Source organism: Hymenobacter mucosus, assembly GCF_900188255.1.
Classification (GTDB): Bacteria; Bacteroidota; Bacteroidia; order Cytophagales; family Hymenobacteraceae; genus Hymenobacter; species Hymenobacter mucosus.
Genome location: NZ_FZNS01000006.1, coordinates 33,305 through 59,784 on the forward strand (window position 1 = coordinate 33,305; position 26,480 = coordinate 59,784).

At 55.5% G+C, this 26,480-nt stretch carries 20 protein-coding genes; 13 read left to right on the top strand and 7 right to left on the bottom strand.

Going from position 1 to position 26,480, the window contains the following annotated elements; genetic code table 11:
- The first annotated feature begins 25 nt into the window (after positions 1 to 25).
- Positions 26 to 1,789: an amino acid permease gene (locus CHB83_RS14840; RefSeq protein ID WP_045687027.1), complete on the top strand. Its 1,764-nt coding sequence runs from the start codon at positions 26 to 28 to the stop codon at positions 1,787 to 1,789.
- Between the two features lie 108 nt (positions 1,790 to 1,897).
- Positions 1,898 to 6,688 (top strand): DUF3320 domain-containing protein, encoded by a 4,791-nt coding sequence (locus CHB83_RS14845; RefSeq protein ID WP_089333192.1) that lies wholly within the window; start codon positions 1,898 to 1,900, stop codon positions 6,686 to 6,688.
- 80 nt (positions 6,689 to 6,768) lie between these two features.
- Here the strand turns inward: CHB83_RS14845 and CHB83_RS14850 are convergent, their stop codons facing one another.
- Together CHB83_RS14850 and dusB are read right to left on the bottom strand one after the other, a co-directional pair.
- Entirely contained in the window at positions 6,769 to 7,728 is a 960-nt protein-coding gene (locus tag CHB83_RS14850) for a DMT family transporter (protein ID WP_089333193.1), read from the bottom strand.
- A gap of 129 nt (positions 7,729 to 7,857) precedes the next feature.
- A complete protein-coding gene (dusB, locus tag CHB83_RS14855; RefSeq protein ID WP_089333194.1) occupies positions 7,858 to 8,847 on the bottom strand; it encodes a tRNA dihydrouridine synthase DusB in 990 nt (329 codons plus the stop codon).
- A gap of 137 nt (positions 8,848 to 8,984) precedes the next feature.
- Between dusB and CHB83_RS14860 the strand changes: the two genes are divergently transcribed.
- The 4 genes from CHB83_RS14860 (at position 8,985) to CHB83_RS14875 (ending at position 13,487) form a co-directional block, all read left to right on the top strand.
- A complete protein-coding gene (locus CHB83_RS14860) occupies positions 8,985 to 10,028 on the top strand; it encodes a CPBP family intramembrane glutamic endopeptidase (protein ID WP_089333195.1) in 1,044 nt (347 codons plus the stop codon).
- Positions 10,029 to 10,108: 80 nt separating this feature from the next.
- Positions 10,109 to 11,050 carry a phosphatidate cytidylyltransferase gene (locus tag CHB83_RS14865; RefSeq protein WP_089333196.1) on the top strand — a complete coding sequence of 314 codons (942 nt, stop codon included), beginning with the start codon at positions 10,109 to 10,111 and terminating at the stop codon, positions 11,048 to 11,050.
- Positions 11,051 to 11,294: 244 nt separating this feature from the next.
- Positions 11,295 to 12,584 (top strand): Glu/Leu/Phe/Val family dehydrogenase, encoded by a 1,290-nt coding sequence (locus CHB83_RS14870; RefSeq protein WP_045688652.1) that lies wholly within the window; start codon positions 11,295 to 11,297, stop codon positions 12,582 to 12,584.
- Positions 12,585 to 12,806: 222 nt separating this feature from the next.
- Complete coding sequence (locus CHB83_RS14875) at positions 12,807 to 13,487, top strand: phosphatidylserine decarboxylase family protein (RefSeq protein WP_045688647.1); 681 nt, start codon at positions 12,807 to 12,809, stop codon at positions 13,485 to 13,487.
- A gap of 72 nt (positions 13,488 to 13,559) precedes the next feature.
- On the opposite strand, the gene CHB83_RS14880 is transcribed toward CHB83_RS14875, so the two are convergent.
- The 3 genes from CHB83_RS14880 to ribD form a co-directional block, all read right to left on the bottom strand.
- Positions 13,560 to 14,474 carry a carboxypeptidase-like regulatory domain-containing protein gene (locus CHB83_RS14880; RefSeq protein WP_089333197.1) on the bottom strand — a complete coding sequence of 305 codons (915 nt, stop codon included), beginning with the start codon at positions 14,472 to 14,474 and terminating at the stop codon, positions 13,560 to 13,562.
- Positions 14,475 to 14,545: 71 nt separating this feature from the next.
- Positions 14,546 to 15,028 (bottom strand): GAF domain-containing protein, encoded by a 483-nt coding sequence (locus CHB83_RS14885; protein WP_045688645.1) that lies wholly within the window; start codon positions 15,026 to 15,028, stop codon positions 14,546 to 14,548.
- A gap of 60 nt (positions 15,029 to 15,088) precedes the next feature.
- Positions 15,089 to 16,165, bottom strand: coding sequence for a bifunctional diaminohydroxyphosphoribosylaminopyrimidine deaminase/5-amino-6-(5-phosphoribosylamino)uracil reductase RibD (gene ribD, locus CHB83_RS14890; RefSeq protein ID WP_089333198.1), 1,077 nt, complete (start codon positions 16,163 to 16,165; stop codon positions 15,089 to 15,091).
- 160 nt (positions 16,166 to 16,325) lie between these two features.
- Between ribD and prmC the strand changes: the two genes are divergently transcribed.
- The 7 genes from prmC to rfbA all read left to right on the top strand — a co-directional run bounded on the left by prmC (position 16,326) and on the right by rfbA (position 23,677).
- Positions 16,326 to 17,183, top strand: coding sequence for a peptide chain release factor N(5)-glutamine methyltransferase (gene prmC / locus CHB83_RS14895; RefSeq protein ID WP_089333199.1), 858 nt, complete (start codon positions 16,326 to 16,328; stop codon positions 17,181 to 17,183).
- 164 nt (positions 17,184 to 17,347) lie between these two features.
- Positions 17,348 to 17,947, top strand: coding sequence for an acyltransferase (locus CHB83_RS14900; RefSeq protein WP_045688642.1), 600 nt, complete (start codon positions 17,348 to 17,350; stop codon positions 17,945 to 17,947).
- A 70-nt stretch (positions 17,948 to 18,017) separates the two neighbouring features.
- Positions 18,018 to 19,313: a nucleotide sugar dehydrogenase gene (locus CHB83_RS14905; RefSeq protein WP_089333200.1), complete on the top strand. Its 1,296-nt coding sequence runs from the start codon at positions 18,018 to 18,020 to the stop codon at positions 19,311 to 19,313.
- Between the two features lie 102 nt (positions 19,314 to 19,415).
- Positions 19,416 to 20,441, top strand: a complete 1,026-nt coding sequence (galE, locus tag CHB83_RS14910) for a UDP-glucose 4-epimerase GalE (protein WP_089333201.1) — start codon at positions 19,416 to 19,418, stop codon at positions 20,439 to 20,441.
- A gap of 60 nt (positions 20,442 to 20,501) precedes the next feature.
- On the top strand, positions 20,502 to 21,557 hold the full coding sequence (gene rfbB, locus CHB83_RS14915) for a dTDP-glucose 4,6-dehydratase (protein ID WP_055562365.1): 1,056 nt from the start codon (positions 20,502 to 20,504) through the stop codon (positions 21,555 to 21,557).
- Positions 21,558 to 21,651: 94 nt separating this feature from the next.
- On the top strand, positions 21,652 to 22,659 hold the full coding sequence (locus tag CHB83_RS14920) for an SDR family oxidoreductase (RefSeq protein WP_045688639.1): 1,008 nt from the start codon (positions 21,652 to 21,654) through the stop codon (positions 22,657 to 22,659).
- A 139-nt stretch (positions 22,660 to 22,798) separates the two neighbouring features.
- Positions 22,799 to 23,677 (top strand): glucose-1-phosphate thymidylyltransferase RfbA, encoded by an 879-nt coding sequence (gene rfbA, locus CHB83_RS14925; protein WP_045688638.1) that lies wholly within the window; start codon positions 22,799 to 22,801, stop codon positions 23,675 to 23,677.
- A gap of 80 nt (positions 23,678 to 23,757) precedes the next feature.
- On the opposite strand, the gene chrA is transcribed toward rfbA, so the two are convergent.
- Both chrA and CHB83_RS14935 read right to left on the bottom strand, forming a co-directional pair.
- A complete protein-coding gene (chrA, locus tag CHB83_RS14930; RefSeq protein WP_082455428.1) occupies positions 23,758 to 24,993 on the bottom strand; it encodes a chromate efflux transporter in 1,236 nt (411 codons plus the stop codon).
- Between the two features lie 175 nt (positions 24,994 to 25,168).
- Positions 25,169 to 26,146 (bottom strand): isopenicillin N synthase family dioxygenase, encoded by a 978-nt coding sequence (locus tag CHB83_RS14935; RefSeq protein WP_045688637.1) that lies wholly within the window; start codon positions 26,144 to 26,146, stop codon positions 25,169 to 25,171.
- Positions 26,147 to 26,480: the final 334 nt, after the last annotated feature.

Genomic DNA, 26,480 nt, shown 5'->3' on the forward strand with positions numbered 1-26,480 from the left:
CCCTCTTACCTTCTCTCAACCGACTTTGTCTACTCCGCTTCCCCCCTCGCGCTCTAGCGGCCTATTTCGCCGCAAAAGCCTCGATGACATCTTGCACAACCCGCCCGCCGATGCCGACGGCCATAGCCACGGTGGCGGACTAGAGCGCCATCTGACTGTGCGCGACCTCACGGCACTGGGTATTGCAGCGGTTATTGGGGCTGGCATTTTCAGCACCATCGGCAATGCCTCCCACGACGGTGGGCCGGCCGTATCCATGCTGTTCGTATTCACGGCCGTCGCCTGCGCCTTCTCGGCGTTGTGCTACGCTCAGTTTGCGGCTACCATTCCCGTGAGCGGCTCTGCCTACACCTACGCCTATGCTTCCTTCGGGGAACTGGCCGCCTGGATTATTGGCTGGGCACTGATTATGGAGTATGCCGTGGGCAACATTGTGGTGGCCATTTCCTGGTCCGATTACTTTACCGGGCTGCTGGAGGGCGTAGGCGTACACGTCCCTGTATGGCTTAGCATGGGCATGCAGAGCGCGCACAAGCACTACAATGAAGTGCTGGAACTGATGCAGGCTGGTAAGCCGCTGGCCGAAGCATCGGCGGCTCAGCTAGAAGGGTATAATGCGTGGAATACGGCGCCGGTGCTGCCCGGCGGCTTACGACTGGTAATTGACTTGCCGGCCGGCCTGATTACCCTGGCAATTACGGCTTTGGTGTACGTAGGTATTAAGGAATCGAAAAACGCTTCCAACCTGCTGGTAGCCCTGAAGCTGGTAGTAGTAGCGGTGGTAATTCTAGTAGGTGCCTTCTATGTGGAGCCCGCCAACTGGAGCCCCTTTGCGCCAAACGGCATTGGTGGCGTACTCAAAGGGGTATCGGCGGTGTTCTTCGCCTACATCGGTTTCGATGCTATTTCGACCACGGCCGAAGAATGCAAAAACCCCCAGCGCGACCTGCCCCGGGCTATGATTTATGCCCTTATCATCTGCACTATTCTCTACGTGATTATCACCTTGATACTCACCGGCATGGTAAACTATAAAGAGCTTGCCGTGGGCGACCCACTCGCGTACGTTTTCAATAAAGTAGGCGTAAAGTGGCTGGGCGGTGTAGTAGCCGTGTCGGCGGTGCTGGCTATGGCGTCGGTATTGCTAGTATTCCAGATTGGCCAGCCCCGCATCTGGATGACCATGAGCCGCGACGGGTTGCTGCCTCCCGTTTTCTCCAACGTGCACCCCAAGTTCCACACACCCTCATTTAGCACCATCGTCACGGGTTTCTTTGTGGGAGTGCCGGCCATGCTGCTGAATATGGACCTCGTCATCGACCTGACCAGCATTGGTACTTTGTTTGCCTTTGCGCTGGTGTGCGGCGGCATTCTCATCATTGACCCTCACGGCCAGAGCGATGCGCGTTTTAAGGTGCCTTACATCAATGGGCAGTTTCTGGTGCCCCTGGTTTTGGCGCTCGGGGCCGCGCTCTTGCTGCTATATAACCAGGCAGGTATTCAGGAATTTCAGACGGCCCTGAGTAGCGGGTACGAAGAGGGCCGCCACTACATACCTATGCTGGTGTTCTTTGTGTTCTGCCTGGTTTTGGCTTGGCTCTCATTCCGCAAGCGCCTCTCGTTGCTGCCGGTGTTGGGCCTGCTTACCAACCTGTACCTGATGACTCAACTGGGCATCAACAACTGGCTGTTGTTCTTCGGCTGGCTGGTTATCGGGCTGGCCTTGTACTTCAACTACGGCTTCAAGCACAGCAAACTGGGGCTGAAAAAAGTAACAACGAGCCGCTAGCTGACCCTGCGCCCAGTACTTTCACAAACCCGTTGGCCCCGGCGGCCGGCGGGTTTGTGTTATTTACTCCTTACCCAACAGCCCTGCCTAGCTGCGGCCCCGCCCTGTATGTCTGCTGATTCTACCACGTCTTCGCTAGCAGCGCGCCTGGAAGCTTCGCGTCGGGAACTGCTTGACCTGGGTATGCGCAACCCCATGCTCAACTTTCGCCACTCAGCGGCGCATGGGGTGGCCGTGGTAGAGGAAGAGGCCGCGGCGGTATATGAGGTGCTGGTACGCCAAGGCAAAGCCATGTATTTCCAAGCGGCACCAGCGCCCCAAATAGGCAGAGAGGAAAGGGTAGATGTGCATGCCGGTAGTGGCGAGAAAGTTGAGCAGCCTGATTCTGCATCTGCCGACTACAAGACAATAGAGACACCTGCTGAGCTACCAACGACGGCCCGACGCCTACCCGCAACCACCGACAACAAGCTGCAAACAGCCGAGCCCCCGGCCCGGCTGGAAAGGCGTCTGCTCAATACCTACTATGCTGCCCGCACCAGCCTGGAAGAACGGGGTGTAAATAGTCTGTATCTGGCCTTGGGCATGCTGACTTGGTACGAGGCCGCCAATAGCGGGGAGGCACGCCAGGCCCCGCTTGTGCTTGTGCCCGTGCTAGTGGAACGGGGCACCGCAGCCGAGCGGTTTAAGCTGCGGTATACGGGGGCAGAGGTAGAAGGCAACCTTTCTCTGGAAGCCAAGCTACAGGCCAGCTTTAGACTGAGCTTGCCGGAGTGGGACGAAGAAGCTGGGGTGGCGGCCTACCTTGCCGCCGTGGGGAAAGCCGTACGGGAAATGCCGCGCTGGCAAGTAGCGCCCTCCCAGATTGCGCTGGGCTTTTTCTCCTTCGGCACGTTCATGCTCTACCGCGACTTAGACCCCACAACCTGGCCTGCGGAGGCATCGTTGCTTCAGCATCCGTCCATTCAGGCCCTACTCGGGGTGGATACAGGCTTCCAGGATGCCCCACTCAGCCTAGATGATACGGCCTTCCTCGACCACGAAAGCGCCGCCCACGGCCTGCACCAAGTACTGGACGCCGACAGCTCGCAACTACTGGCTCTGCTGGCTGTGCAAGAAGGCCGCAACGTAGTGGTGCAAGGCCCGCCCGGCACCGGCAAGTCGCAGACTATTACTAACCTGCTAGCGGAAGCCATTGGCGCCGGTAAGAAAGTACTATTCGTGGCCGAAAAAATGGCGGCCCTGGAAGTAGTAAAGCGTCGCCTCGATAGCCTAGGCCTTGGAGCGGCTTGCTTGGAGCTGCACAGCCACAAGGCCAATAAAAAGGTAGTGCACGATGAGTTGCAAGCCACGCTCAGCCTGGGCCAGCCCGCTGCGGCTACGCTGGTAGCCGACCAAGTAGCCCAGTTGCCCCACTACCGCGCCCTCCTGAACAACTACGCTCTGGCCGTAAACGCTCCGCTGGGCCATAGTCAGCGCACTGCTCAGCAAGTAGCCGGAGAGCTACTGCACCTGCGCGAGCAAGTGGGCACTCTGGAGCTACCCCGGATTGCTTTTCTTACTCTGTCTACCTGGACTGATGCCGATGCCGCCCGTGCCGAGGCCCTAGGTGCCCGCCTACAGGCTGTGCTTCAAAAAATGGGAGTACCGCAACAACTGCTGTTTTGGGGAAGTGAACTGACCGTGCTGCTACCAGCCGACCAGGCCACGTTGGCACAGCAGCTCAGTGCCGCGCAGGTGGCCGTTACCCGTCTGGAGGAAACTGCCCGAGCATTGGCGCAGCACCTTGGCTTGCCCACCCCAGAGGAGCGTACTGCTGCCGAACAGCTCCTACCTGCCGCCCGCCACGCCCAGCTTGCACCCGCCATGCCAGCGGGAGTGGCCGTAGCGGATGTGGCCTGGTACCAGCAAGCTACTGCACTTCGAGAAATTATAGGAGCGGGGCTAGCCTACAACGCGCTACGTAAGCAGCATGAAGACACACTGCTGCCCGAAGCTTGGGAGCAGCAGTTACTTGCGGAGCGGGCCATCCTGCTCTCCACGGGCGACAAATGGTGGCGCCTGCTCAGCGGCGACTACCGCCGTGCCCGTAAGCACTTGCAAAGCTTCTGGCGCGGCCCACTGCCCGATGCAGCAGCAGCTGTAGTAGAGGTCATTGATGCTATTCATGAAGCAACTCGCCACGCCAACACCTTGGCGAAAGCTAGCGGCTTGGGGCAGCACTTATTCGGGCCGGGCTGGCAAGGTACGCGCTCCAACTGGCCCGTACTGCTCAAAGTACAGGAATACTTAACCCTGACGCAGCAACGAATAGCCAGGGGTGAGTTGCCCACCGCATTATTTGGCTACCTACAGCAAAATGCTCACCCCGGCGAGGTAGCCGAATTGTTGGCTGCGCTGGAAACTGCCCTAGCCAATCAACGCAATCGGGTGCAGGCAGTAGCCGGTAGCCTACACCTAAACGAAGCACGACGCTTCGGACCGGATGGCCGCTTGCAGTTTCAGCTCTTCAACCGTCAGCAAGCAACTCTGCAAGCCTGGGCGGCTGACCTACCCGCGTTGCGCAACCTAGTGGAATGGAACAACGTGGCAGCTAGTGTTCAGGCAGAAGGTATGCCGGAGCTGACTGCCCTGGCCGAGCGCTGGGAGCCTGCTGCCCACTATTTGGTAGCGGCCATACGCCAGACTTGGCTGGAGCAGCTGCACAAGCTGGCCTACGCGCAACCCCCGTTGCGTCAGTTTGAGCGAGCCAGCCACAAAGAAACAGCCTCACGCTTCCGCCAAGCCGACCACGACGCGCTCTACCATCACCGGGTACGGGCCATGCGCCAGCATTACGAGCAGCTTCCTCATCCGCAGGCTGGTGGGCAAATGCTGCTGCTGCGCAACGAATTCGCTAAGAAGGCGCGTCACCTACCATTACGGAAGCTTATGCAGCAGGCCGGGCGGGCAGTGCAGGCCATTAAGCCCATCTTCATGATGTCGCCGCTATCAGTAGCCAGCTTTCTGCCGCCGGGTGCCCTGGAGTTTGACCTGGTGGTGTTCGACGAAGCCAGCCAAGTGAAGCCTGTAGACGCGCTGGGCGCTATTGCCCGCGGCAAGCAACTCGTGGTAGTCGGCGACTCCAAGCAGTTGCCGCCCACGTCTTTCTTCAACTCTTTGACGAACAGTGGAGAAGATGCCGATGAAGAAAATGTAACGGCCGATGTGCAAAGCATTCTGGAGCTGTGCAAAGCCCGCCAGATGCCCGAAGGCATGTTGCGCTGGCACTACCGCAGCCTACACCAAAGCCTGATTGCGGCTTCTAACCATCTGTTTTACGACAACAAGCTGGTTATCTTCCCCAGCCCTGGTAGCCAGGAGCAGCTTGGGTTAGTATATCATCATTTGTCTGCTGCGTATTACGAGCGCGGCACTACGCGCACGAACCCCCTGGAGGCCCAGGCAGTGGCCGAGGCCGTGCTCCAGCACGCCCGCACCACGCCTCACTCCACGCTAGGAGTAGTGGCCTTCAGCATGGCCCAGCGCCAAGCCATTCAGGATGCGCTAGAAAAATTGCGGCGCCAGCATCCCGAAACGGAGGAGTTCTTCCGCCGCCACCCGTACGAACCGTTCTTCGTCAAGAACCTCGAAAACGTGCAAGGAGATGAACGCGACGTAATTTTCATCAGTGTGGGCTATGGCCGCACCCAAGAGGGCTCCCTGGCTATGAGCTTCGGACCCCTGAATGGGGAAGGAGGTGAGCGGCGTCTGAATGTGCTCATCACCCGGGCCAAACAGCGCTGCGAAGTTTTCACAAACCTCACGGCCGACGACCTCGACCTAAGCCGCACGAGCGCCAAAGGAGTAGCAGCCCTCAAGTTCTTCCTTGGTTTTGCTCAGCACGGCCGTCTTAATCTGCACGAAGAAGCGGGGCCCGCTACCGATTCGCCCTTTGAAGCGGCTGTGTACCGCGCCCTCACGGCCCGCGGCTACCACGTGCACTCACGGGTAGGCAGTCAGGGTTTCTACCTCGACTTAGCCATCGTGGACCCCGACCAGCCGGGACGCTACGTGCTAGGCATTGAGTGCGATGGAACCATGTACCACCGCGCCCGCTCCGCCCGCGACCGGGACCGGCTGCGCCAGCAAGTACTGGAAGCTATGGGGTGGCGCCTACACCGCATTTGGAGCACCGGCTGGCTACGTGACCCCCAGCGCGAGATGGATCGGGTAGTGCAGGCCATTGACCAAGCGCGCCGCCATGCAACCCAAGCTACGTCGGCTGAGCGAGAAGAGGCGCCCCCGGCAGTGATGCCGAACGGTATTGCACGGGAGGCTGCGCCTATTACCCCCGCTGCCTTAACCGAACCCTACCACGTAGCGCAACTACCTGCTGCTGTCGGTCATCGGGAACTGCATCAACACAGCTTGGGCCAGTTGGCCAATTGGCTGTCCTCGGTTGTGCGCATTGAAAGCCCAATACATATAGAGGAAGCTACGCGCCGCTTGGCTAATGCCAGTGGCGCAAGCCAGGTAGGGGCGCGCATACGAAAAGCGGTGCGGGATGCGGCCCTACTCGCCCAGAACCTGCGCCACTTGCGTCGCCAAGGTGACTTTCTCTGGGAAAATACCATGCGACGGCCTCCTCTCCGTAGTCGAACTGGTCTGCCCACCATTTCGCGCAAGCTGGCCTTTGTAGCACCCGAAGAGCTTACACTTGCTCTCCGAACTGTAGTGGCTCATAGCTTTGTGCTGCCTACTGATGCCGCCCTGCTGGCTGCGGTACGCCTGCTTGGGTTCAACCGCCTAAGCGAGGAAATGCGCCAGCAGTTGGAGCCGGTGTTACGGGAGTTGCTAGCCGCAGGGGAGGTAGAGGAAGTGCATGGTGTGTTGAGGCTACCCCTTAGCAGCACATAACCATCTGCTGCCAGCCTCTATGATGCACATCTTGCATCTTATGCGGCGCCTTAACTCAGGTGGTAGCAGAAGGCTGGGTTTTACTTCGCCCGGTGGATAATGGCTACGCTCACGAGGATAATTGCCATGCCCAGCAAGTGCCAAAGGTTGAACTGCTCGCCATCTAGTAAGCCCCAGCCAAGGGCCATAATGGGCACTAGGTACGTGTTAGAAGAGGCAAATAGCGCCGTGGAGCTTTGGATAAGCTTATTGAAAAGCACCATTGCTACGGCCGTGCTCATGGTAGCTAGGAGGGCAATATAGCCGAAGGCCGTCCAGGCCCCAGGTACCGTGGCTAGCTTGTGTAGAAACTGAGTGCCGAGCAGCAGGTAAGCCAACGCCGGCCCGCCAATAAAAAGCAGCAACAGGCCCGTAACGGCTACCGACGGAATGCCGTGCAGATGGTGCTTAATGACGTTTACACTCACGCCATAGCCCATCGTTGCCAGCACTATGTAGAGGCCGTACCAAGCATTGCTTTCCCCCGAGGGGGTAGCATCGCCGCCGCTACCGCCCAGCAGCATGAGCACTACCGTACCCACCAGCCCTAGGCCAATGCCCAGTACCCGCAAGCCCGTGAGCTTCTGACCAAACAGGGCGGCTCCTACCACCAAGGTAAATACGGCCGTCAGTGCGTTCAGCACCCCCGCCAGGCCCGATGCCAGGCGGGTTTCGGCGTAGGCGAACAGGAAGGCCGGGACCAGCGTGCCCACGACACCGCTCAGTACCAGCCACTTGAAACGGCTGCGCTCTACCTTGCCGATGTGCTTCAGGGCAAACGGTAGCAGCAGCAGCGCCGCCACGCTTACCCGCGTTGCTCCCAACTCTAGCGCCGAAAACACCACTAACCCTTTCTTCATCAAGATGAACGACGTGCCCCAGATGGTAACCAATACAATCAGCAGCACCCAGGCCGAGGTGGGAGTGCGGTGGGGTGGGGGTGGCGCTACGGCTGGCTGACGAGGGGCAGTAGTAACAGCCGGGGCGGGGGCAGTGGACATAAAGGTGAGCGGGTGGTGCGACGGAGAATATTAAAAAGGTACGTCCTGCGCGGGTAGTCGAAGGATGCTGTTGAGCGGGTAACGCAACAACATCCTTCGACTACCCGTGCAGGACGGCTAGCCGGAGAACTAGGCTACCAATACTGGCTCGGCGGCAATGATTTCGTCCATGATGGCGTGAATTTCCGCCGGGTCGTTGCTGTCCACGAGGCGAGTGCGCCACTGGCGGGCACCTTCTAAGCCGCGGAAGTACTGGGCATAGTGGCGGCGCATCTCGAAAATACCCGCACGTGGGCCTTTCCACTCCAAGCTCTTCTCAAAATGAAAGCGGCAGGCTTGCACCCGCTCCTCTACCGTGGGCGGGGCTAGCAGCTCGCCAGTGGCCGCGTAATGCTTTACTTCCCGGAAAATCCAGGGGTAGCCAATGGCCGCGCGGCCAATCATCACACCATCTACCCCGTAGCGGTTTTTATACTCCACTGCCTTCTGAGGCGAGTCGATGTCGCCATTGCCGAAGATGGGAATCTTAATGCGCGGGTTATTCTTAATAGCCGCAATTAGGCGCCAATCGGCCTCGCCCTTGTACATCTGCACGCGAGTACGGCCATGAACGGTGAGGGCCTCAATGCCAATGTCTTGAAGGCGCTCGGCTACTTCCTCCACGTTCTTGGTGGTGTCATCCCAGCCCAGGCGGGTCTTTACCGTCACGGGCAGGTGGGTAGCTTGCACCACGGCGGCGGTCATTTGCACCATCTTAGGAATATCGCGCAGCAGTGCTGCGCCGGCTCCCCGGCAGGCTACCTGCTTTACGGGGCAGCCGTAGTTGATGTCGATTAGGTCGGGACCAGCTTCGGTGCTGATGCGGGCGCACTCGCCCATGGTTTCCACATCGGAGCCGAATAGCTGAATACCAATGGGGCGCTCGTAGTCGAATACATCAAGCTTCTGTCGGCTTTTGGCGGCCGCCCGGATGAGGCCTTCCGAGGAAATAAACTCGGTATACATTAAGTCGGCCCCGCCTTGCTTGCAGACCGCCCGGAACGGCGGGTCCGATACGTCTTCCATGGGCGCGAGTAGCAAGGGGAAATCAGGCAGGGAAATGTTACGAATGTGTACCACGGCAGGCTATTCTAGTATTTTGCGCAAATTTACGACTTAGTGCTTAGTCGGTAGTGCTTGGTGCTTAGCACCTGGGCCTTGAGCCCGTAAAAACAGCACCTGAGCACCACGTATCACGCTCTAAGCACCAACTTCCTATGAAAGGTTTCGTTTCTAGCCGGTTGCATCCACTTCTTACCTTGCTTCTGCTCGTGGGGCTGGTGTTTGCTGGCTGGTGCGTGGGCCTGTTGCTGACATTTGCCGTCTGTCAGTTCGCGTATGAGATTAATATGCTGGAGGTGCAGCGCATCATGACCCAGCCCGCTACTTCACCCTACGGCTGGGCCATTATAATGCTGGTGCAAGGAGCTACGGCTTACTTAGGCTTCGTGGGAGGAGGCTTGCTGCTGCCCACACTTCAGGGGGCATCTTTATCAAGCTACTTTTTCCCGCGCCGACGCATTCCAGTAGGCTGGCTGCTGGGGGCCATGGTGCTGGTGCTGGCTTCCCTTCCCCTCATGACGGCCATTATGGAGTGGAACACCAACTTGCACCTGCCAAGCTTTCTGACGGAATGGGAAACCGAAGCGCGTGCCACCGAAGCCCGCTTACAGGAACTCACCCGCTTCCTCACGCGCTTCACTACCACGGGCCGCTTTATTATAGCGCTGGTAGTTATTGCGGCGGGTGCAGCCATTGGCGAAGAACTCATATTCCGAGGCGTAGTGCAACGGCAACTTACCCGCTTGTCTGGCTCGCCAGAAGCCGCTATTTGGCTAACGGCATTGCTGTTCAGCGCTATTCACTTCCAAGTACTTGGGTTTTTCCCGCGCTTTATTCTGGGTCTCGTATTTGGCTACCTCTACTTGTGGAGCGGTAACATTCTGGTGCCCATGGCCGCGCACTTCACTCAAAACGCCTTCCAGCTAGTGCTGCTCTACAACCAACAACGCCAGTGGACCAGCACCGATTTCGACCCCGACTCGACGGAAAGCATGGCGTGGTATTGGGTAGTAGCATCGTTGGTACTCTGTGCGAGCCTGCTTTGGTCGTTGCGCCGCCGCATGTTAGCGTATCCTATTGCCGAGGAGCCTACCGAAATGCACACGCTAAGTAGCGGGGGCGTAGCGGCAGCCACTGCTCACGCTGCTTCGGGCGGGCGCACCCTCAACCATCACGGCGTGGACGCCACCAAATTGTAGTTTTACGCCCCGTCATGTAGGAGCGCCGCCTGCTTTCGGTGCTTGCTAGTGTTGCTTGGTATTTATTTCTCCCATTTCCCGTGTCTACTTCTCCCGTCCCCTCCCCACCCGCCGAACCTCCCACGGGCAAGCCGCCCATGTCAAACTTAGCTCAGCGCATAATTTTTGGCCTGATTGGGGCTGCCCTGCTCCTAGGCAGTGTGTGGTATAGCGCCTGGACGTTCGCCCTATTTTTTGCCGTGGTGCAGATGCGCATGCTGTGGGAGTTCTATCGCATGATGCGCGAGGTAGGCTACAAACCCGGGGCTATCCTGGGCGGCAGCATCAGCTTGCTGATTTTTGTGGGTGTGTACGCCTTAAGCCAGGCGCTAGGAGTTGATACGGATACTTCTGGTTTTCATACCCTTGTTCTGGTAGGTGATTTACGCGTTGCTGGGCAAGCGTTGCTGGGTATTATCCTGCTGCTGCCTATCATTCTCATTCTGCGGGAAATGGCCGCGTGGCCGCGTGAGAATCAACAGCTAGCCCCTTTTGCCAACGTTGGGGTAGCACTACTGGGGCTGCTCTACGTGAGTTTGCCAATGAGCCTGTTCAATGTAGTAGCTTTCGGTAACCAAGGCTACGACTACCGTCGGGTTTTTGCCCTGCTGCTACTGGTATGGTCTTCAGATATTGGAGCATACGCGGCCGGCAAAACTTTCGGTAAGCACAAGCTAGCTCCCAAAATTTCGCCCGGTAAAACCTGGGAGGGAGCCATCGGCGGGTTCTTGCTCACGCTGGCAATGGGTTGGGCACTGGGCTACTTGCTGCCCGAGCTTTCACTGGCATTCCGCTTGGTAGTGGCGGGGGTAGTAGCCATCTTCGGGCCGCTCGGCGACTTAGCTGAATCCATGCTCAAGCGTAGTGTAGGCGTGAAAGATTCCGGCCGCATCATGCCTGGGCACGGCGGGCTGCTCGATAGATTCGATGCCTTCCTTTTTATCCTACCAGTGCTGGCCCTGCTCCAGCTAATCTGGGGATAGTCGGGTATAACAAAAATATAAAAAGCCAGTGCCCCCACGCGCTGGCTTTTTACGTTCAACAGCACGGTGGCCGTGTGCTACGGCTGGAGTAGTCGGATGCGGTAATATGCTAAGTGAACCGCAAGCCCCCAACTCCACGTAAACCTGCTACCTTTGCCCACCCAAATTTTTCCGCGCGCGACCATTGCTCCCACCGCTACTGGACGCCGTTATATTATTCACCCACCCCAATTCCTTCACCCGTATGGCTGCCACCACGGTGTACAAAGAACCGGCTCCCCGCGTCGATGCCGAAAATCCCCTGGAGTCTATGATGTCACGTTTCAACGTGGCAACTGAAATCTTGGGTCTCGACGATGAAACTTACAACGTACTGAAAGCGCCTGATAAGCAGGTTATTGTGCATATTCCTGTGACCATGGACGATGGCAAGGTGCACGTGTTTGAAGGCTACCGGGTAGTGCACAACACCATCCTGGGCCCCTCCAAAGGCGGTATCCGCTACGATAAGAATGTGCACTTGGACGAGGTGAAAGCCCTGGCCGCCTGGATGACGTGGAAGTGCGCCGTGGTTGACTTGCCCTACGGTGGTGCCAAAGGCGGCATTATTTGCGACCCTACCACCATGAGCGCCGGCGAAATTGAACGTCTGACCCGCGGCTACACCATGGCCATGAAAGACGTGTTTGGCCCCGACCGCGACATTCCGGCTCCTGACATGGGTACGGGTCCGCGCGAGATGGCGTGGCTGATGGACGAGTTCTCGAAGCGCGTAGGGGCTACCTCGCCCGCCGTAGTTACCGGCAAGCCGCTGGTAATGGGTGGTTCGTTGGGCCGCACGGAGGCTACGGGTCGTGGCGTAATGGTATCGGCGCTGGCAGCCATGAAAAAGCTGGGTATGGACCCCCGCCAGGCGTCGGCGGCGGTGCAAGGCTTCGGCAACGTAGGCTCTTGGGCAGCCAAGCTCCTGAGTGAGCAGGGCGTTAAAATCAAGTGCGTATCTGACGTAAGCGGTGCGTATTGGAATGAGAACGGCATCAACATCGACGAGGCCGTAGCATACAAAAATGCTCATAAAGGCCGCCTTGATGGCTTCACGGGTGCTGCCCTGATGGAGCACGCCGACGAACTGCTAACAGCTGACGTTGACGTACTGGTACCTGCCGCAGTAGAAGACGTTATTACCGAGCACAATGCCCACGATATCAAGGCCAAGCTGATTGTAGAAGGTGCCAACGGCCCTACTTCCGCTTCCGCCGACCCTATCATTAATGAGAAGGGAATTATGGTGGTGCCCGATATTCTGGCCAACTCAGGTGGCGTAACGGTATCTTACTTCGAGTGGGTGCAAAACCGCCAGGGCTTTAAGTGGACGGAGGAAATGGTAACGGAGCGCGCCGACCGTATCATGTCCGACGCTTTCGAGAAAGTGTACCAGACCAGCCAGAAGTATAACATCCCCATGCGCATTGCGGCCTACGTGGTAGCCATTGACAAGGTAGCCCAGACGTATAAGTTCCGCGGTGGCTTCTAAACCGTTATCATTCTGCGAGTAGCACAAATTCGCAGAATCTAACGTATACTGTCTGCTATATTTGTTTGCCCAGTAACCCGGACCGTACGGCCCGGGTTGCTTTTATCTGCTGACAACAACTCCTTTCCTTTGCCCCTGGCAACTTTACGTACCAGTTTTACTGTTCGATTGACCGACGCCGGCGCCTGTTGAGTTCCTACATGCCGCGTCAATCTGCGATTTATGAAGATTCACAAAGAAGGACGACGTATTCTGTTCTTTACCTTGTTGGCCCTGTTGGCTGTCAACTTGCTCCTGTTCCGGATCAACGCTGAGCACAATGACTTTAACAAAGTCTTTGCGGGCGTTTCGGTCATTGTATTCTTGGCGCTGCTGCAATTTTTCCGCAGCCCAGCCCGGCGCCTGTTTACGCACGAGGACTTGGTAATAGCACCAGCCGACGGCAAAGTGGTGGTTATTGAGGACGTGCATGAGCCGGAATACTTTGATGACGTGCGCAAGCAAATCAGCATCTTCATGTCGCCGATTAACGTGCACATTACTCGCAACCCTATCTCGGGTATTGTGCGCTACTTCAAGTACCACCCTGGCAACTACCTGGTTGCGTGGCACCCCAAGAGTAGCACCAAGAACGAGCGCACTACGGTAGTAGTAGAATCGGAGGCCGGTCCTTTTGTGTTGTTCCGGCAGATTGCGGGGGCTATGGCCCGCCGCATTGTGTGGTACGTGAACGAGGGCGACGAAGTAAGCCAAGGCGAGGAGTTTGGCTTCATCAAGTTCGGCTCCCGCGTAGACATCTTCGTGCCAGTAGATACCGAAGTGAAAGTACAGATTGGCGAGAAAGTAAAAGGTGGTCAGACCATCGTGGCTCAGCTGAAAGCCACCACACCTGGGTTGTTCTAATCCCTAGGCATATCCCAATCAAGCCCTACTAAAGCAGCGGCCTTCCTCATCAGGGAAGGCCGCTGCTTTATCTTATAGCTCTACTTGTGCTTGGATTAATGGGTTTATAAATCCGTTGCTGTGGCTTGCAGGCCAGCGGTGCTGCCTCCACCCGTAGCCAGGAGAGTAGTACCAGCAGTTTTGCTTTTCCTCTTCTATACACCCTAGCAGTTGGCCGTAGCTGATATGCGTTGCTTGCTGGCCCGACGATACTATGGTGCGGCTGCAGGAGAACTGAGGGGCTGTATACACCCATTCCATGGCTACGTAAAAGCCTTGGGCTGGAAACTGGATACCAGAGTTCAGGGCTACTGTGTGCCAGCCCGGGCGTTTCGCCGCCGTAAGTATGGTAGTCGTAAGAAGGTCGGTGCCAGGCATCCCATCGGGGCCGTCGGCTGCGTATACCCGTACTCGAAAGGGAGCTCCAGATTGGCCTTTACACTCCTGATGGGCACTAATGAAGTAAGCCACCCGCTGAATAGTGCCTTCAGCAGCGGGGTGAAAGAAACGAGCTACCTCAAACCCGCCTCGCTCAGCAGCTCGACCTGTAGAGCCCCAAGAGGCGTAGCTTTTGCGAGCAGTAGGCCCGAATACTTGCTTGCCACTTACCGGTGCACGAATCACCACTTCCTCGAGCGTAACCGCCCGGGGCAACAACACTAATTTGCAGGGGGAGGTGACGCCCGTGAATTGCTGCGCCACATACCCCAAAGCCGATACGTGAATAGTGTCAGAAGCGGTTAGCGCCTGTGGTATGGGGAGAGTGAAGCCGCCCGTTGCGCTGGCCTGAGTGCCTATCTTTTTGCTACGCAGCTCTACCACCGCAAAAGGAACAGCTTCTTTGGTTCCAGCGGCCACGACTACCCCCTGCAGGGTAGTCGTCTGTGCCCAACTAGTGCATGCGCTTCCCAGGCTGATTACGAAGAACCCTAGGGTGAGAAAGTGCATACCCAATGGCCGAGACAAGAGTAAGATTAACAACTAGCTATAAGCCTGCGTGTAGCGGGCAAGCTATACGTTTAGAACCACGATGCTACTAGCGGCATGAGCCGCTCCAAGGCTTGCTGATCATCGGAGTCGAAGTCGTTCAGTTGGTCGCTGTCCACATCCAGCACGGCTACTACCTGGCCATCTTTTAGTACGGGCACCACAATTTCTGACTTGGAATCAGAGCTACAAGCAATGTGCCCCGGGAACTGTTCTACGTCGGGCACGAGGATGGTAGCAGCTTGCTCCCAGCTTGCGCCGCAGACTCCTTTGCCGCGCCGGATGCGCGTGCAGGCAATAGGTCCTTGGAAGGGCCCAAGGACTAGTTCTTCATTTTTCACTAGGTAGAAACCCACCCAAAAGAAGTTGAACGCCTGGCGTAGCGCGGCGGCCGTGTTAGCTAAATTGGCTGTCAAATCAGGTTCGCCAGAGGTAAGTGCTTCTATTTGGGGAAGCAACTGACGGTATTGCTCTGCTTTGCTGACGGTGGTATCGAGGTGAAGTTCTTCGGCCATGAGTAAAAAGTAGTAAGGAGCAGGCGGTCAGGATGAGGCCACCAAGCTGCTCCTAGGTTGCTATGAAACAGACGAAACTGGTGTGACGCTATGTAAGTTTTCGTTCCGAAAGATAAATACCTCGTCATCCCCCAAGTGGAAGTGCTCCTGTAATCCTATCATACCCATTCGGGGTGCTGCTATGCCATTGCCCAACCGCTGCTGGCTCCGAATCACGCGAGCCTCATCCCACAGGCCGTCTTTCAGCAGGGAGGAAAGCACCGTGGTGCCCCCCTCTACCAGAACCGACTGCACCTGCCGCTGGTGCAAGTGCTGCAGAATCTGGGGGAATAAGTCAGCCGCTTCAGAAAGGCGAACATAGTCTAAGTTCTCCTTGGCTTGCCGCTCCCGATATGTGAAAACAACTGTGGGCTGACGGCCATCAAACAGGTGATGGGAGAGAGGTAAGCACAGATTTTTGTCGATGACGAGACGAATAGGATCGGGGCCAGGCCAGGCGCGCGCGTTTAGGTGGGGGTTGTCGTGCAAGGCAGTTCGGGTACCTACTAGAATAGCTTGCTCCTCTGTACGCCACTGGTGCACTGCCACGCGCGCCAACTCTCCGCTGATAGCTACAGACTGAAAAAAAGGACCAGCTAGGTACCCATCAGCCGTTTCCGCCCATTTAAGCACCACATGCGGCCGTTGCCGCTCCTGCGTAGTGAAGAATCGGCGGTTAAGCCAGCGTCCTTCCTGCTCTAGCACTCCGGTCTCCACCCGAATACCAGCGTCCCGAAGTTTCTGGAGGCCTCGGCCTGCCACCAACGGGTTAGGATCAAGATTGCAGACGACTACTTCTGCTACTCCCTTGGCAATAAGCAAATCGGCGCAGGGTGGAGTTTTGCCAAAGTGGGAGCACGGTTCCAGTGTAACGTATACCCGGCTCTGCGGGAGTAAATGAGGCTCCGTCACGGCCGCTACTGCATGCACCTCTGCGTGTGGTCCGCCGTACTGTTGGTGCCAGCCCTCTCCAATAATCCGGCCTTCGTGGGTGATAACGCAGCCTACCATGGGGTTCGGACGAGCGTGGCCAGCGCCCAAACGGGCAAGGTCGAGGGCGCGTCGCATCATCAGGTGGTCGAGGTCGGTGAGAGACATAGGGCGGAAATTGGTGGGGTGGTGAAGATAGAGTAGTTTCTACTTTGCCAGCGCTGGCTCGTACTATTACGGCATGCCCACTGATGACTTTCGTGAAGTCTACTACTAGCTAAGTAGGCGTAATAGTACCATCCGGTGCAGGTGCCGTACTTTTGTCGGTATGTCTACTCTTCGCCAGCTTACCACTGATTTGTCAGCCTCCCTGCAAGCTATCTATCCTGCATCGGAGGCAGATGCAATGGCCGGGCAAGTAGTAGAACATGTATTGAGCCTCTCACCCTTGCAGCGGCGGATGCAGGCTAACGAGGTGGTACCAATAGATAAGCTGACCGCTTTCCCCACTATACAAGAGCGCCTCCTACGTCATGAGCCATTGCAGTACGTGCTGGGGGTAGCCCATTTTGCCGGCCTAGAGCTAGAAGTAACTCGCGCTACACTCATCCCACGCCCTGAAACCGAGGAACTGGTTGCGTTGATATTGCAGGAACAGCGCGGCAAAGCAGGCATTCAGGTGTTAGATATTGGTACAGGTAGTGGATGTATTCCACTTGCACTTGCCCAAGGGTTGCCCGGAAGCTGCCTCACGGCCGTCGATATTTCGGCTGAAGCATTGATAGTAGCCCGTCGCAATGCTGCACGCTACAGCGTAAGCATCGAATTTCAACAGCTTGATATTCTGCATGCTGCGCCCCGAATTCCCGCTCCTTTAGATGTCCTTGTAAGTAATCCTCCCTACGTGCTGGAGCAGGAGCGCCCCCTAATGCGTGCCAACGTGCTAGACTACGAGCCCGCCGCGGCCCTCTTTGTACCCGATAATGATCCGCTGCTATTCTACCGCCGCATTGCTGAACTAGGCACCACGCTAATACGGCCTGGGGGCAGCATCTATTTTGAGATTAATGAGCAGTACGCCGCTGAAACAGTACGACTGCTTACTGCCATGGGGTATCAGCAGGCCACCGCGCATGCTGATCTGTTTGGCAAGATGCGTATAGCGCGGGCCACCTGGCCAGTATAGAGCAACCAGTGAGTAGCGTGTAAAAACTAGATGCTACGGCCCCCTTTTAGGCATATTACTTGCTTGGCCGCACGACTATCGTGTAAACGACCAAACTTCTACGCCCCGAACTGGCAAATCTCCTACCTTTGCAGGCTGAAAATCTGCTCATCCACCATTCCGGTATGAATAAGCCTCCGGCGTATACTGCGCATCCTACCGCCGTCCTCGACGAAGGTTGCCGTATTGGTAATGGATGTCGTATTTGGCATTTCACGCATGTAAGTGCCGGCGCTGAGCTGGGAGAGGACTGCTCCTTGGGGCAAAATGTGTTTGTAGCCGATGGCGTACGACTAGGTCGTAATGTGAAGGTGCAAAACAATGTGAGCTTATATACCGGCGTAGAGTGCGCCGATGATGTGTTTCTGGGACCTTCGGTCGTGTTTACTAACGTTCGTACGCCTCGCGCTGCCGTGCCGCGACGCGGACCTGCGCACTACTTGCCTACTCGTTTGGAGAAAGGCGTCAGCATTGGGGCTAATAGCACCATTGTATGTGGTGTGCAGTTAGGTGAACATGCTTTTGTTGGCGCGGGCTCAGTAGTAACGAAGAATGTAGCTCCTTATGCCCTTGTGTATGGTAATCCCGCTCGGCCTCGTGGGTGGGTTAGCGCGTATGGGCACCGACTAACTTTCGATGCCGAAGGCAATGCTACCTGTCCCGAAAGCAAAGAAAATTACCGCTTGCTAGAGGGGAAAGTCTCACGCATGAGTTCCTACAGCTAGCGTAAAGCAGTTGCTTTTCAGATTTTCAGTAGTCAATATCTAAGATTTTAAGTTCATAAGACCCTACGTCGTGTACGAACAACTTCTCCAAAAACAGGCCAAGCTGGCCGTTATCGGCCTCGGCTATGTAGGCCTGCCCATTGCCCTCGAGTTTGCCCGCAAAATCAAGGTTATTGGCTTTGATATCAATGCCAAGCGCGTGGAGATGATGCGTAACAACATTGACCCAAGCGGCGAGTTGGAAGCCAGTGCTTTCGAAGGTACAGACATTGAGTTCACAGATTCTCTGGATGTACTGCGTGAGGCTACCTTCTACGTAGTAGCTGTGCCAACGCCTATTGATGAGCACGCCCAGCCTGATTTGAAGCCCCTCCTTGGCGCTTCCCGCTCGGTAGGCAAAGTGCTGAAAAAAGGCGACTACGTTGTGTTTGAAAGCACCGTCTATCCCGGCTGCACGGAGGAGGACTGCATTCCCGTAATGGAAGAGCTGTCGGGCTTGAAGTTCCCCGAAGACTTCAAAGTAGGTTACTCACCTGAGCGCATCAACCCCGGCGACAAAGAGCATACGCTTTCTAGCATTGTGAAGGTAGTAGCAGGCTGCGACGGCGAATCGCTGGAAGAAATTGCCAAAACCTACGAGCTGGTAGTAAAAGCGGGCGTGCACCGTGCTAGCAGCATCAAAGTGGCCGAGGCTGCTAAGATCATCGAAAACACCCAGCGCGACGTGAATATTGCGTTGATGAACGAGCTGTCGATGATTTTTGACCGCATGAACATCAATACCTACGAAGTACTGGAAGCAGCTGGTACCAAGTGGAATTTCCTGAAGTTCTCGCCCGGCTTGGTAGGGGGGCACTGCATCGGGGTAGATCCTTACTATTTGACCTACAAGGCCAAAGAACTCGGGTATGATGCGAAAGTAATTCTGTCGGGGCGGACCACCAACGACAACATGGGTGCCTACATCGCGCGCAAGACGGTGCAGACCATGATTAAGCAGGGGAAAGACGTCGCTAAAAGCCGCGTATTGGTGATGGGTGCTACGTTCAAAGAGAACGTGGAAGATATCCGCAACTCGAAAGTGGCAGACGTAATCCAGGAGCTGAAAAACTTCTCTGTTAATGTGGATATCATCGATCCGCACGCTGACTCGGAGGAACTGCACCATGAGTACGGATTCCGCCTCACACCGGAAAACGAAGTGCGTACCGATTACGATGCTATTATTGTAGCCGTTAGCCACCAGCCCTACCTAGAGTTGGATGAGGCGTACTTTAAGTCCATCACTAACCAGCCAGCGGTTGTAGTTGACATTAAAGGCTTGTTCCGCAACAAGATAGAGGACCTCGTTTACTGGAGCCTGTAAGGTAAAGTGGTGAGTTGCTGGTCTGATAAATTGTTGTGCTAATGACCTCTTCTCACTTCTACTTTCGCAAGCCATCAGCTCACCACTTCACATTTAGCATCTATGGATCGGACAAAAATACTGGTAACGGGTGGTGCGGGCTATATTGGCTCCCATGCAGTTGTGGAGCTTTACAATGCTGGATATCAACCAATCATCGTTGATAACTTCAGCAATTCGCAGGAATCGGCACTAGTAGGAATCGAACAGATTCTGGGCGTGAAGGTGCCTGCCCACCGCATTGATTGCAACGACGCCGAAGCGCTTCGCGCGGTATTCGCCGAAGAGGGCAAATTGCGCGGCGTTATCCACTTCGCGGCCTATAAAGCAGTAGGGGAGTCGATGGGAAAACCCCTCGAATACTACCAGAATAACGTTGGTTCGTTGCTGACGCTCCTACAGGTAATGCGCGAGTTTGGCGTGGAAGCACTGGTGTTTTCATCATCGTGTACCGTATATGGCGTGCCCGATGCGTTACCCGTTACGGAACTTACGCCCACCAAAAAGGCCAACTCTCCCTACGGTGCTACCAAGCAGATGTGTGAAGATATCCTGCGGGATGTAGCAGCGGCACCCGAGGCCAGCTTGCGCACAATTCTGTTGCGATACTTCAATCCTATTGGGGCGCACGAATCTGCCCTTATCGGGGAACTGCCTTTGGGCGTGCCCCAGAACCTGATTCCGTACGTGACTCAAACAGCGGCTGGTATCCGGGAGCAACTCACAATTCACGGCGACACGTACGATACCCCCGATGGCACCAATATCCGGGACTATGTGCACGTGGTGGATTTGGCCAAAGCGCACGTAGTGGCTGTAGAGCGCCTCTTAGATGCCAAAGGCGAGAAGGTGGATACCTTCAACGTTGGTACCGGCCGCGGCAACTCGGTTTTGGAAGTAGTGCAGGCCTTTGAGCGTGCCACAGGAGAGAAACTAAACTACAAAATTGGGCCACCGCGTCCGGGTGATGTTCCTGCTATCTATGCCGATGTAACGAAGTCCGTGCAGGAGTTGGGTTTCAGCACGAGCACGTCTTTGGAAGACTCACTGGCCAGCGCCTGGAAATGGCAACAAGCATTGATGAGCTAACTCGTTGTTCAGTAGGTAACAACGCTCAGCACATCTTTACATCTGTACTGTAAAAACGTCATGAAAATAATCATCACCGGCGGGGCCGGCTTCATTGGGTCGCACGTGGTGCGCCTGTTTGTAACGAAGTATCCAGAGTATCAGATTCTGAACCTGGATGCCCTCACCTACGCTGGCAACCTCGAAAACCTACGCGACATTGAATCGGCGCCCAACTACCGGTTGGTGAAAGGAGATATTACCGACCAAGCCTTCGTCGACCATCTTTTTGCTACTGAAGAACCAGATGCGGTGATTCACCTAGCTGCTGAGTCGCACGTAGACCGCTCTATCACCGATCCGCTAGCCTTCGTTAAGACGAACGTGCTGGGTACGGTGCACCTGCTGAATGCGGCCAAAAACCTGTGGAAGCCGCTGGGCTATGAAGGCAAAACCTTCTACCACGTTTCTACCGATGAAGTGTACGGTTCTCTGGACTTCGGCCCGGAAATGTTTACGGAGAGCACCTCCTACGACCCTCGGTCGCCCTACTCGGCATCCAAGGCTTCTTCTGACCACTTCGTACGGGCTTGGCACCACACGTATGGTCTGCCAGTAAAGCTGAGTAACTGCTCTAACAACTACGGCCCGAACCACTTTCCTGAGAAGCTAATTCCGCTGGCTATTCACCGAATTCGTACCAACCAACCGGTACCAGTGTACGGCAAGGGCGAGAACGTACGCGACTGGCTGTTCGTGAAAGACCATGCCACCGCTATCGATGCCGTTTTCCACAAGGGCACCTTGGGCGAAACGTACAACATTGGCGGGGTGAATGAGTGGAAAAACCTAGACCTCATCCACTTGCTTTGCGATACGCTGGATGAGAAAACGGGTAAGGAAAAAGGTACCTCCCGTCAACTCATCACCTTCGTAACCGACCGCGCTGGCCACGATCTGCGCTACGCCATCGACTCAAGCAAAATTATGCAGGAGTTGGGCTGGAAGCCCAGCGTAACTTTTGAAGAAGGCCTTTCTCAGACTGTAGACTGGTACTTAGAAAATCAAGAGTGGCTAGAGCACGTGACCAGCGGAGCCTACCAAAGCTACTATCAGCAGCAATACGCTACCCGTTAATATGCTACTAGGGCTTCTACTCCTGGGCAGCATCACTGCGCAGGAGCAGAAGCACCATGGGTAAAAATCATCAAATTCTCAGCTCAACACTACCGTGTACGAAACCCCTTTTCACGACCAGCCACTCGATAACTTGGCATTCCTAGTTACGGGTGGAGCCGGTTTCATTGGCTCTAACCTGGTTGAATATCTGCTGAAGTACGGCGCCAAGGAAGTTCGGGTGTTGGATAACTATTCGAATGGCTTCCGCAAGAATGTAGCTCTGTTCGAGAGCAACCCGGCTCTGCGCGTTATCGAAGGTGATATCCGGGACCGGCAAACGTGCATTGATGCCTGCCAAGGTATTGATGTTGTACTGCATCAGGCTGCGCTAGGCTCTGTACCCCGCTCCATCAATGACCCCATTACAAGCAACGACGTAAACGTAGGTGGCTTTGTAAATATGTTGGTGGGGGCCAAGGAGGCGGGCGTAAAGCGCTTTGTATACGCCGCTTCTTCTTCTACTTATGGCGACCACAAGGCGCTGCCAAAAGTAGAAGACCGTATTGGCAAGCCTCTCTCGCCCTACGCCGTTACCAAATACGCCAATGAACTGTATGCTGACGTATTTGGCAAGACGTACGGAATGGAAATCATCGGGCTGCGTTACTTCAACATCTTTGGGCCTCGCCAAGATCCAAATGGTGCTTATGCCGCCGTTATTCCGTTGTTTATTGATGCGGTATTAGAAGGCAAGCCTCCACGCATGAATGGTGACGGTGGACAAACCCGCGACTTTACCTTCGTAGAGAACTGCGTGCAGGCCAACATCAAAGCCGCCCTAGTGCAGAGCCCCGAGGCCGTGAATCAGGTGTACAACATTGCCGTGGCCGACCGCACGTCACTCAACGATTTGTTCAACATCCTGAAAGAAGAAGCTGGTTCGTCTATTACCCCTGAGTACGGCCCTGACCGCCCCGGTGACATCCGCGACTCCTTGGCCGATATCAGCAAGGCAAACAACCTGCTTGGCTATAACCCGCAGATCCGCATTCGGGAAGGGCTGCAAAAAACGCTGGCTTGGTTTAAGGAAAACCAGGCTTTCATTGCGGAGCGCAATTAATTCTGCTTTGCCTGCTCCATTATGCACGGAGAAAGGATAGCTGCTACCAAGCATATGGTGGCAGTAGCTTAGCGTAATAACACGAGTTTTTGTAGTGCCCAGGTTGACAGCTTTCTAAGAACCAAGATTAAGCTCCTATATGAAAGGTATCATCCTCGCCGGCGGCTCCGGCACCCGACTGCACCCTCTGACGTTAGCTGTGTCTAAGCAGCTCATGCCCGTGTACGACAAGCCGATGATTTATTATCCCTTGTCGATTTTGATGATGGCCGGAATTAAGGACATTCTCATCATCACGACGCCGCATGACCAAGATCAATTCCGGAAGCTACTTGGCGACGGAAAGAACTTGGGCTGCAATTTCCAATATGTAGTGCAGGAGGTTCCCAATGGTCTAGCGCAAGCATTCGTGCTTGGTGCCGACTTCATTGGCGACGACAAAGTAGCGTTAGTGCTCGGCGATAATATCTTCCACGGCGAAGGCATGGAAGAATTGCTGAAAGCCAATAATAGCCCTGATGGTGGGGTGGTGTACGCCTATCACGTGCACGACCCAGAGCGTTACGGTGTGGTAGAGTTCGATGCGAACAACACGGCCCTCAGCATTGAAGAGAAGCCCAAGCATCCAAAAAGCAACTACGCTGTGCCTGGTCTATATTTCTACGATAATGATGTGGTAGAAATTGCTCGTAACCTGAAGCCTAGCCCTCGCGGTGAGTACGAAATCACCGACGTAAACCAGGAATATCTGCGGCGTGGTAAGCTCAAAGTAGGCATCTTAGGCCGCGGTACAGCGTGGCTTGACACGGGTACGTTCGAGAGCTTGATGCAAGCTGGCGAGTTTGTACGAGTGATTGAGCAGCGTCAGGGCCTGAAAGTTGGTTCCATTGAAGAAATAGCCTACCGTCAAGGATTCATTGATGCTGACCAGCTGCGCAAGATTGCGGAGCCCCTGCGCAAGAGCGGCTACGGCGACTATCTGCTTCACCTACCAGAACAGTTAGTAGTAAAAAGCTAACGAAACACTGGCTCAGTTTAAGAAAGGTCCTCCGTGCTGCTACTTGTCAGCATAGGGGGCCTTTCCTTTTTGGGTAACTCCTAAAACAAGATGCCGGCTAGCAAGGCTGCCCCCACAATTAGGTACGATGGAATCTTCTCCCAGAGTAGTACGAGAAAGGTAACGGCAATGAGCACAAGGTTCACGGGCGTATCGGGCAAAGGATGATACAGCAGAAAAGTAGCTGCGCACACCAGCCCCGCCGACACAGCGTTAATTCCTTCTAGCGAAGCCTTTACTACCCGGTAGCGCTTAAGTTGGTCCCAGAACCGAATCAGGAAAAAGATAAGCAAGGTGCCTGGCATAAAAATGCCTGCTGCACCTACCAAGGCTCCCAAAATCTGCCCATCGAAGCCGCTACCGTCGCGGCGCATGGCTAGGGCACCAATGTAGGCCGCAAACGAAAAATTAGGGCCGGGTAGCGCTTGAGTAAGACCATAGCCCGACAAAAACTCTTCGGCGCTGAGGTAGTTCTTAAACTCTACAAACTCTGTGTAGAACAGCGGCGCCAATACCTGGCCGCCTCCGAATACAAGGCTACCGTTGCGGTAGAAGTTTTCGAATAGCCGTACCGGCAATAGTTTCGTGTAGGAGCCAAGCAGCGCTGCTCCCACGAATATTCCTAGCCACAGGGCAAAGTTGGCCCACTCAATCCGCAACGGGATTTTATCTTCCTGAGGAATTTTGCGGTAGCGGAAGGTGGTAACTAAGCCCCCAGCCAGCAGCAGTATAGGCATAAGCCACGGTAGCTGAAAGCGGTACACCAGCATGGCTGCCACAACCATGAGCGCTACGGAAGTCTTAGTGTGAATAACCTTCTCCGCAATCTTGTAAGCAGAATAGGCCACAAACCCTACTGCCACAGGCTGCACATACTGCACTAGCCGTGCAACTAGGTCTTTGTCTAAGTAGCTGATCGTGAGACCTGCCACCGTCATGAAGGTCACGGCAGGTAGCATCCATACTAATAGAGTAAGGTAGGCCAGGTTGGGGCCGCCCAGCCGAAAGCCAATTGCCGTAATGGTTTGGGTAGAAGTGGGGCCCGGCAAAATCTGACACAGAGCAGTCAGCTCCAGTAACTCGGCCGCTGATAAGTAGCGGCGCTTGTCAACGAGGAGGCGCAGCATCATGGCCATGTGCGCCTGGGGACCACCAAAGGCCGTGAGGCCCAGGGTAGCAGCGTCCTTAAGAAAGATAAGGTTACGCCCGCGCCGAACCCGTTCCGGCGGACGAACGGGTGGCAGCTGAGTAGAAGGTGGGGTATTTGGGAGGGGCAAAGACAAGCGCGACAAGCAGGGTATCAAACAAATAAGCAGAAACCACCCGAAAAAACAACCGGCCCCGGCTGCTACTGGGCAGTCGGGGCCGGCGTGAAAACGAGGGAACGGGCAGGTGCGCGTGGAAGTACGTAAGGTTCCGATGAGTCAGGCGCGGGCACCTACGGCCAGGGGACTATTTTTTCTTTAGTCCCAGCTCAATTAGGCGCTCATTCAGGAATTCACCGGCAGTAATGTCGGCTTCCTTTTTCGGGTTTTCATCGGTAACGCAGTTCTCCAAAGCCGCCAGGCTCATTTCGGAGCGAGGGTGCATAAAGAACGGGATGCTGTAGCGGGAAGAGTTCATCCGCTCGCGGGGTGGGTTCACTACGCGGTGAATGGTGCTCTTCAATACGCCATTGGTGAGACGCTGGAGCATATCGCCCACGTTCACCACAATTTGGTCCGGCAGCGCCGTGATGGGAATCCACTTCCCGTCGCGACGCTTCACCTGCAGGCCATCAGCCGAGGCCCCCATCAGCAGCGTAATCAGATTGATGTCGCCGTGCTCAGCAGCCCGTACGGCGTCAGCAGGTACACTGTCGGGGTTCTCGATGGGGTAGTAGTGGATGGGGCGCAGGATGCTGTTGCCGTTGCGAACTTTGTCGTCGAAGTAGTTCTCCGGCAATTCCAAGTACAAAGCAATAGCACGTAGCACGTCTTTACCGGCCGCTTCGAGGGTGCGGTAGGTAGTAAGGGAGGTATCAGCAAAGCTGCCTACTTCCGAAGGCCAAATGTTGGCGGGGTACTCGGCACCAATAGGGTCGGAAGCGTCGTCCACTTCCTGGCCTACATGGTAGAACTCCTTTAAGTCGCCAGTGTTACGGCCCTTGGCGTGTTCCTTGCCCTTGCTCACATAGCCACGTTGGCCAGCTAACTCAGGCTTTTCGTACTGCTGCTTTACATCGTCAGGCAGTGCAAAAAAAGATTTCACGTCAGCGTAGAGCTTATCAGTTTGCTCTGCGTTCAGACCGTGATTTTTGAGAGCAATGAAGCCGATGTTTTGATAGGCTTCACCCAATTGTTGTACAAAGCGGGCTTTGCGCTCCGGGTCGCCGGAACGGAAATCGGCCAGGTCGAGAGAGGGAATTTCCTCTAGCAGTTTTTCTTCCATAGGGGAGAAACAATAGACTTTTGGGCGAACCTTACGTGGAGCAAAGGTACTCAAAAAGCGCCACCTTTCCTGGCAAGCCGCCTGGGCATCATCGTTCAAAATACGGTGCAAATTCCCCCTGTCCAGCGCGTAGACAACCGACTAGCATTCGAATAATGAGTATAGTAAAAGTAAGATTAGCTACTTGTTATGGCGCTACTACTACTACTACGGGTGTCTACTTTAGAGTAAAGTACCTCTCTAGCGTTGGCTACCTAGTGTGCCATTGCGTAATAGCTTTTCGCGCTACGCGCTGCGTATATCCTGACTAGGCGATAGTGCTTGCACACCAATC

Bases quoted from the DNA above. Each gene is read 5' to 3' on its own strand.
- CHB83_RS14870 (WP_045688652.1), top strand. From the start codon at position 11,295: ATGGCTGCCACCACGGTGTACAAAGAACCGGCTCCCCGCGTCGATGCC.
- galE (WP_089333201.1), top strand. From the start codon at position 19,416: ATGGATCGGACAAAAATACTGGTAACGGGTGGTGCGGGCTATATTGGC.
- CHB83_RS14850 (WP_089333193.1), bottom strand. From the start codon at position 7,728: ATGTCCACTGCCCCCGCCCCGGCTGTTACTACTGCCCCTCGTCAGCCA.
- CHB83_RS14935 (WP_045688637.1), bottom strand. From the start codon at position 26,146: ATGGAAGAAAAACTGCTAGAGGAAATTCCCTCTCTCGACCTGGCCGAT.
- rfbA (WP_045688638.1), top strand. From the start codon at position 22,799: ATGAAAGGTATCATCCTCGCCGGCGGCTCCGGCACCCGACTGCACCCT.
- CHB83_RS14900 (WP_045688642.1), top strand. From the start codon at position 17,348: ATGAATAAGCCTCCGGCGTATACTGCGCATCCTACCGCCGTCCTCGAC.
- CHB83_RS14845 (WP_089333192.1), top strand. From the start codon at position 1,898: ATGTCTGCTGATTCTACCACGTCTTCGCTAGCAGCGCGCCTGGAAGCT.
- prmC (WP_089333199.1), top strand. From the start codon at position 16,326: ATGTCTACTCTTCGCCAGCTTACCACTGATTTGTCAGCCTCCCTGCAA.
- CHB83_RS14885 (WP_045688645.1), bottom strand. From the start codon at position 15,028: ATGGCCGAAGAACTTCACCTCGATACCACCGTCAGCAAAGCAGAGCAA.
- CHB83_RS14875 (WP_045688647.1), top strand. From the start codon at position 12,807: ATGAAGATTCACAAAGAAGGACGACGTATTCTGTTCTTTACCTTGTTG.
- CHB83_RS14860 (WP_089333195.1), top strand. From the start codon at position 8,985: ATGAAAGGTTTCGTTTCTAGCCGGTTGCATCCACTTCTTACCTTGCTT.
- rfbB (WP_055562365.1), top strand. From the start codon at position 20,502: ATGAAAATAATCATCACCGGCGGGGCCGGCTTCATTGGGTCGCACGTG.
- ribD (WP_089333198.1), bottom strand. From the start codon at position 16,165: ATGTCTCTCACCGACCTCGACCACCTGATGATGCGACGCGCCCTCGAC.
- CHB83_RS14880 (WP_089333197.1), bottom strand. From the start codon at position 14,474: ATGCACTTTCTCACCCTAGGGTTCTTCGTAATCAGCCTGGGAAGCGCA.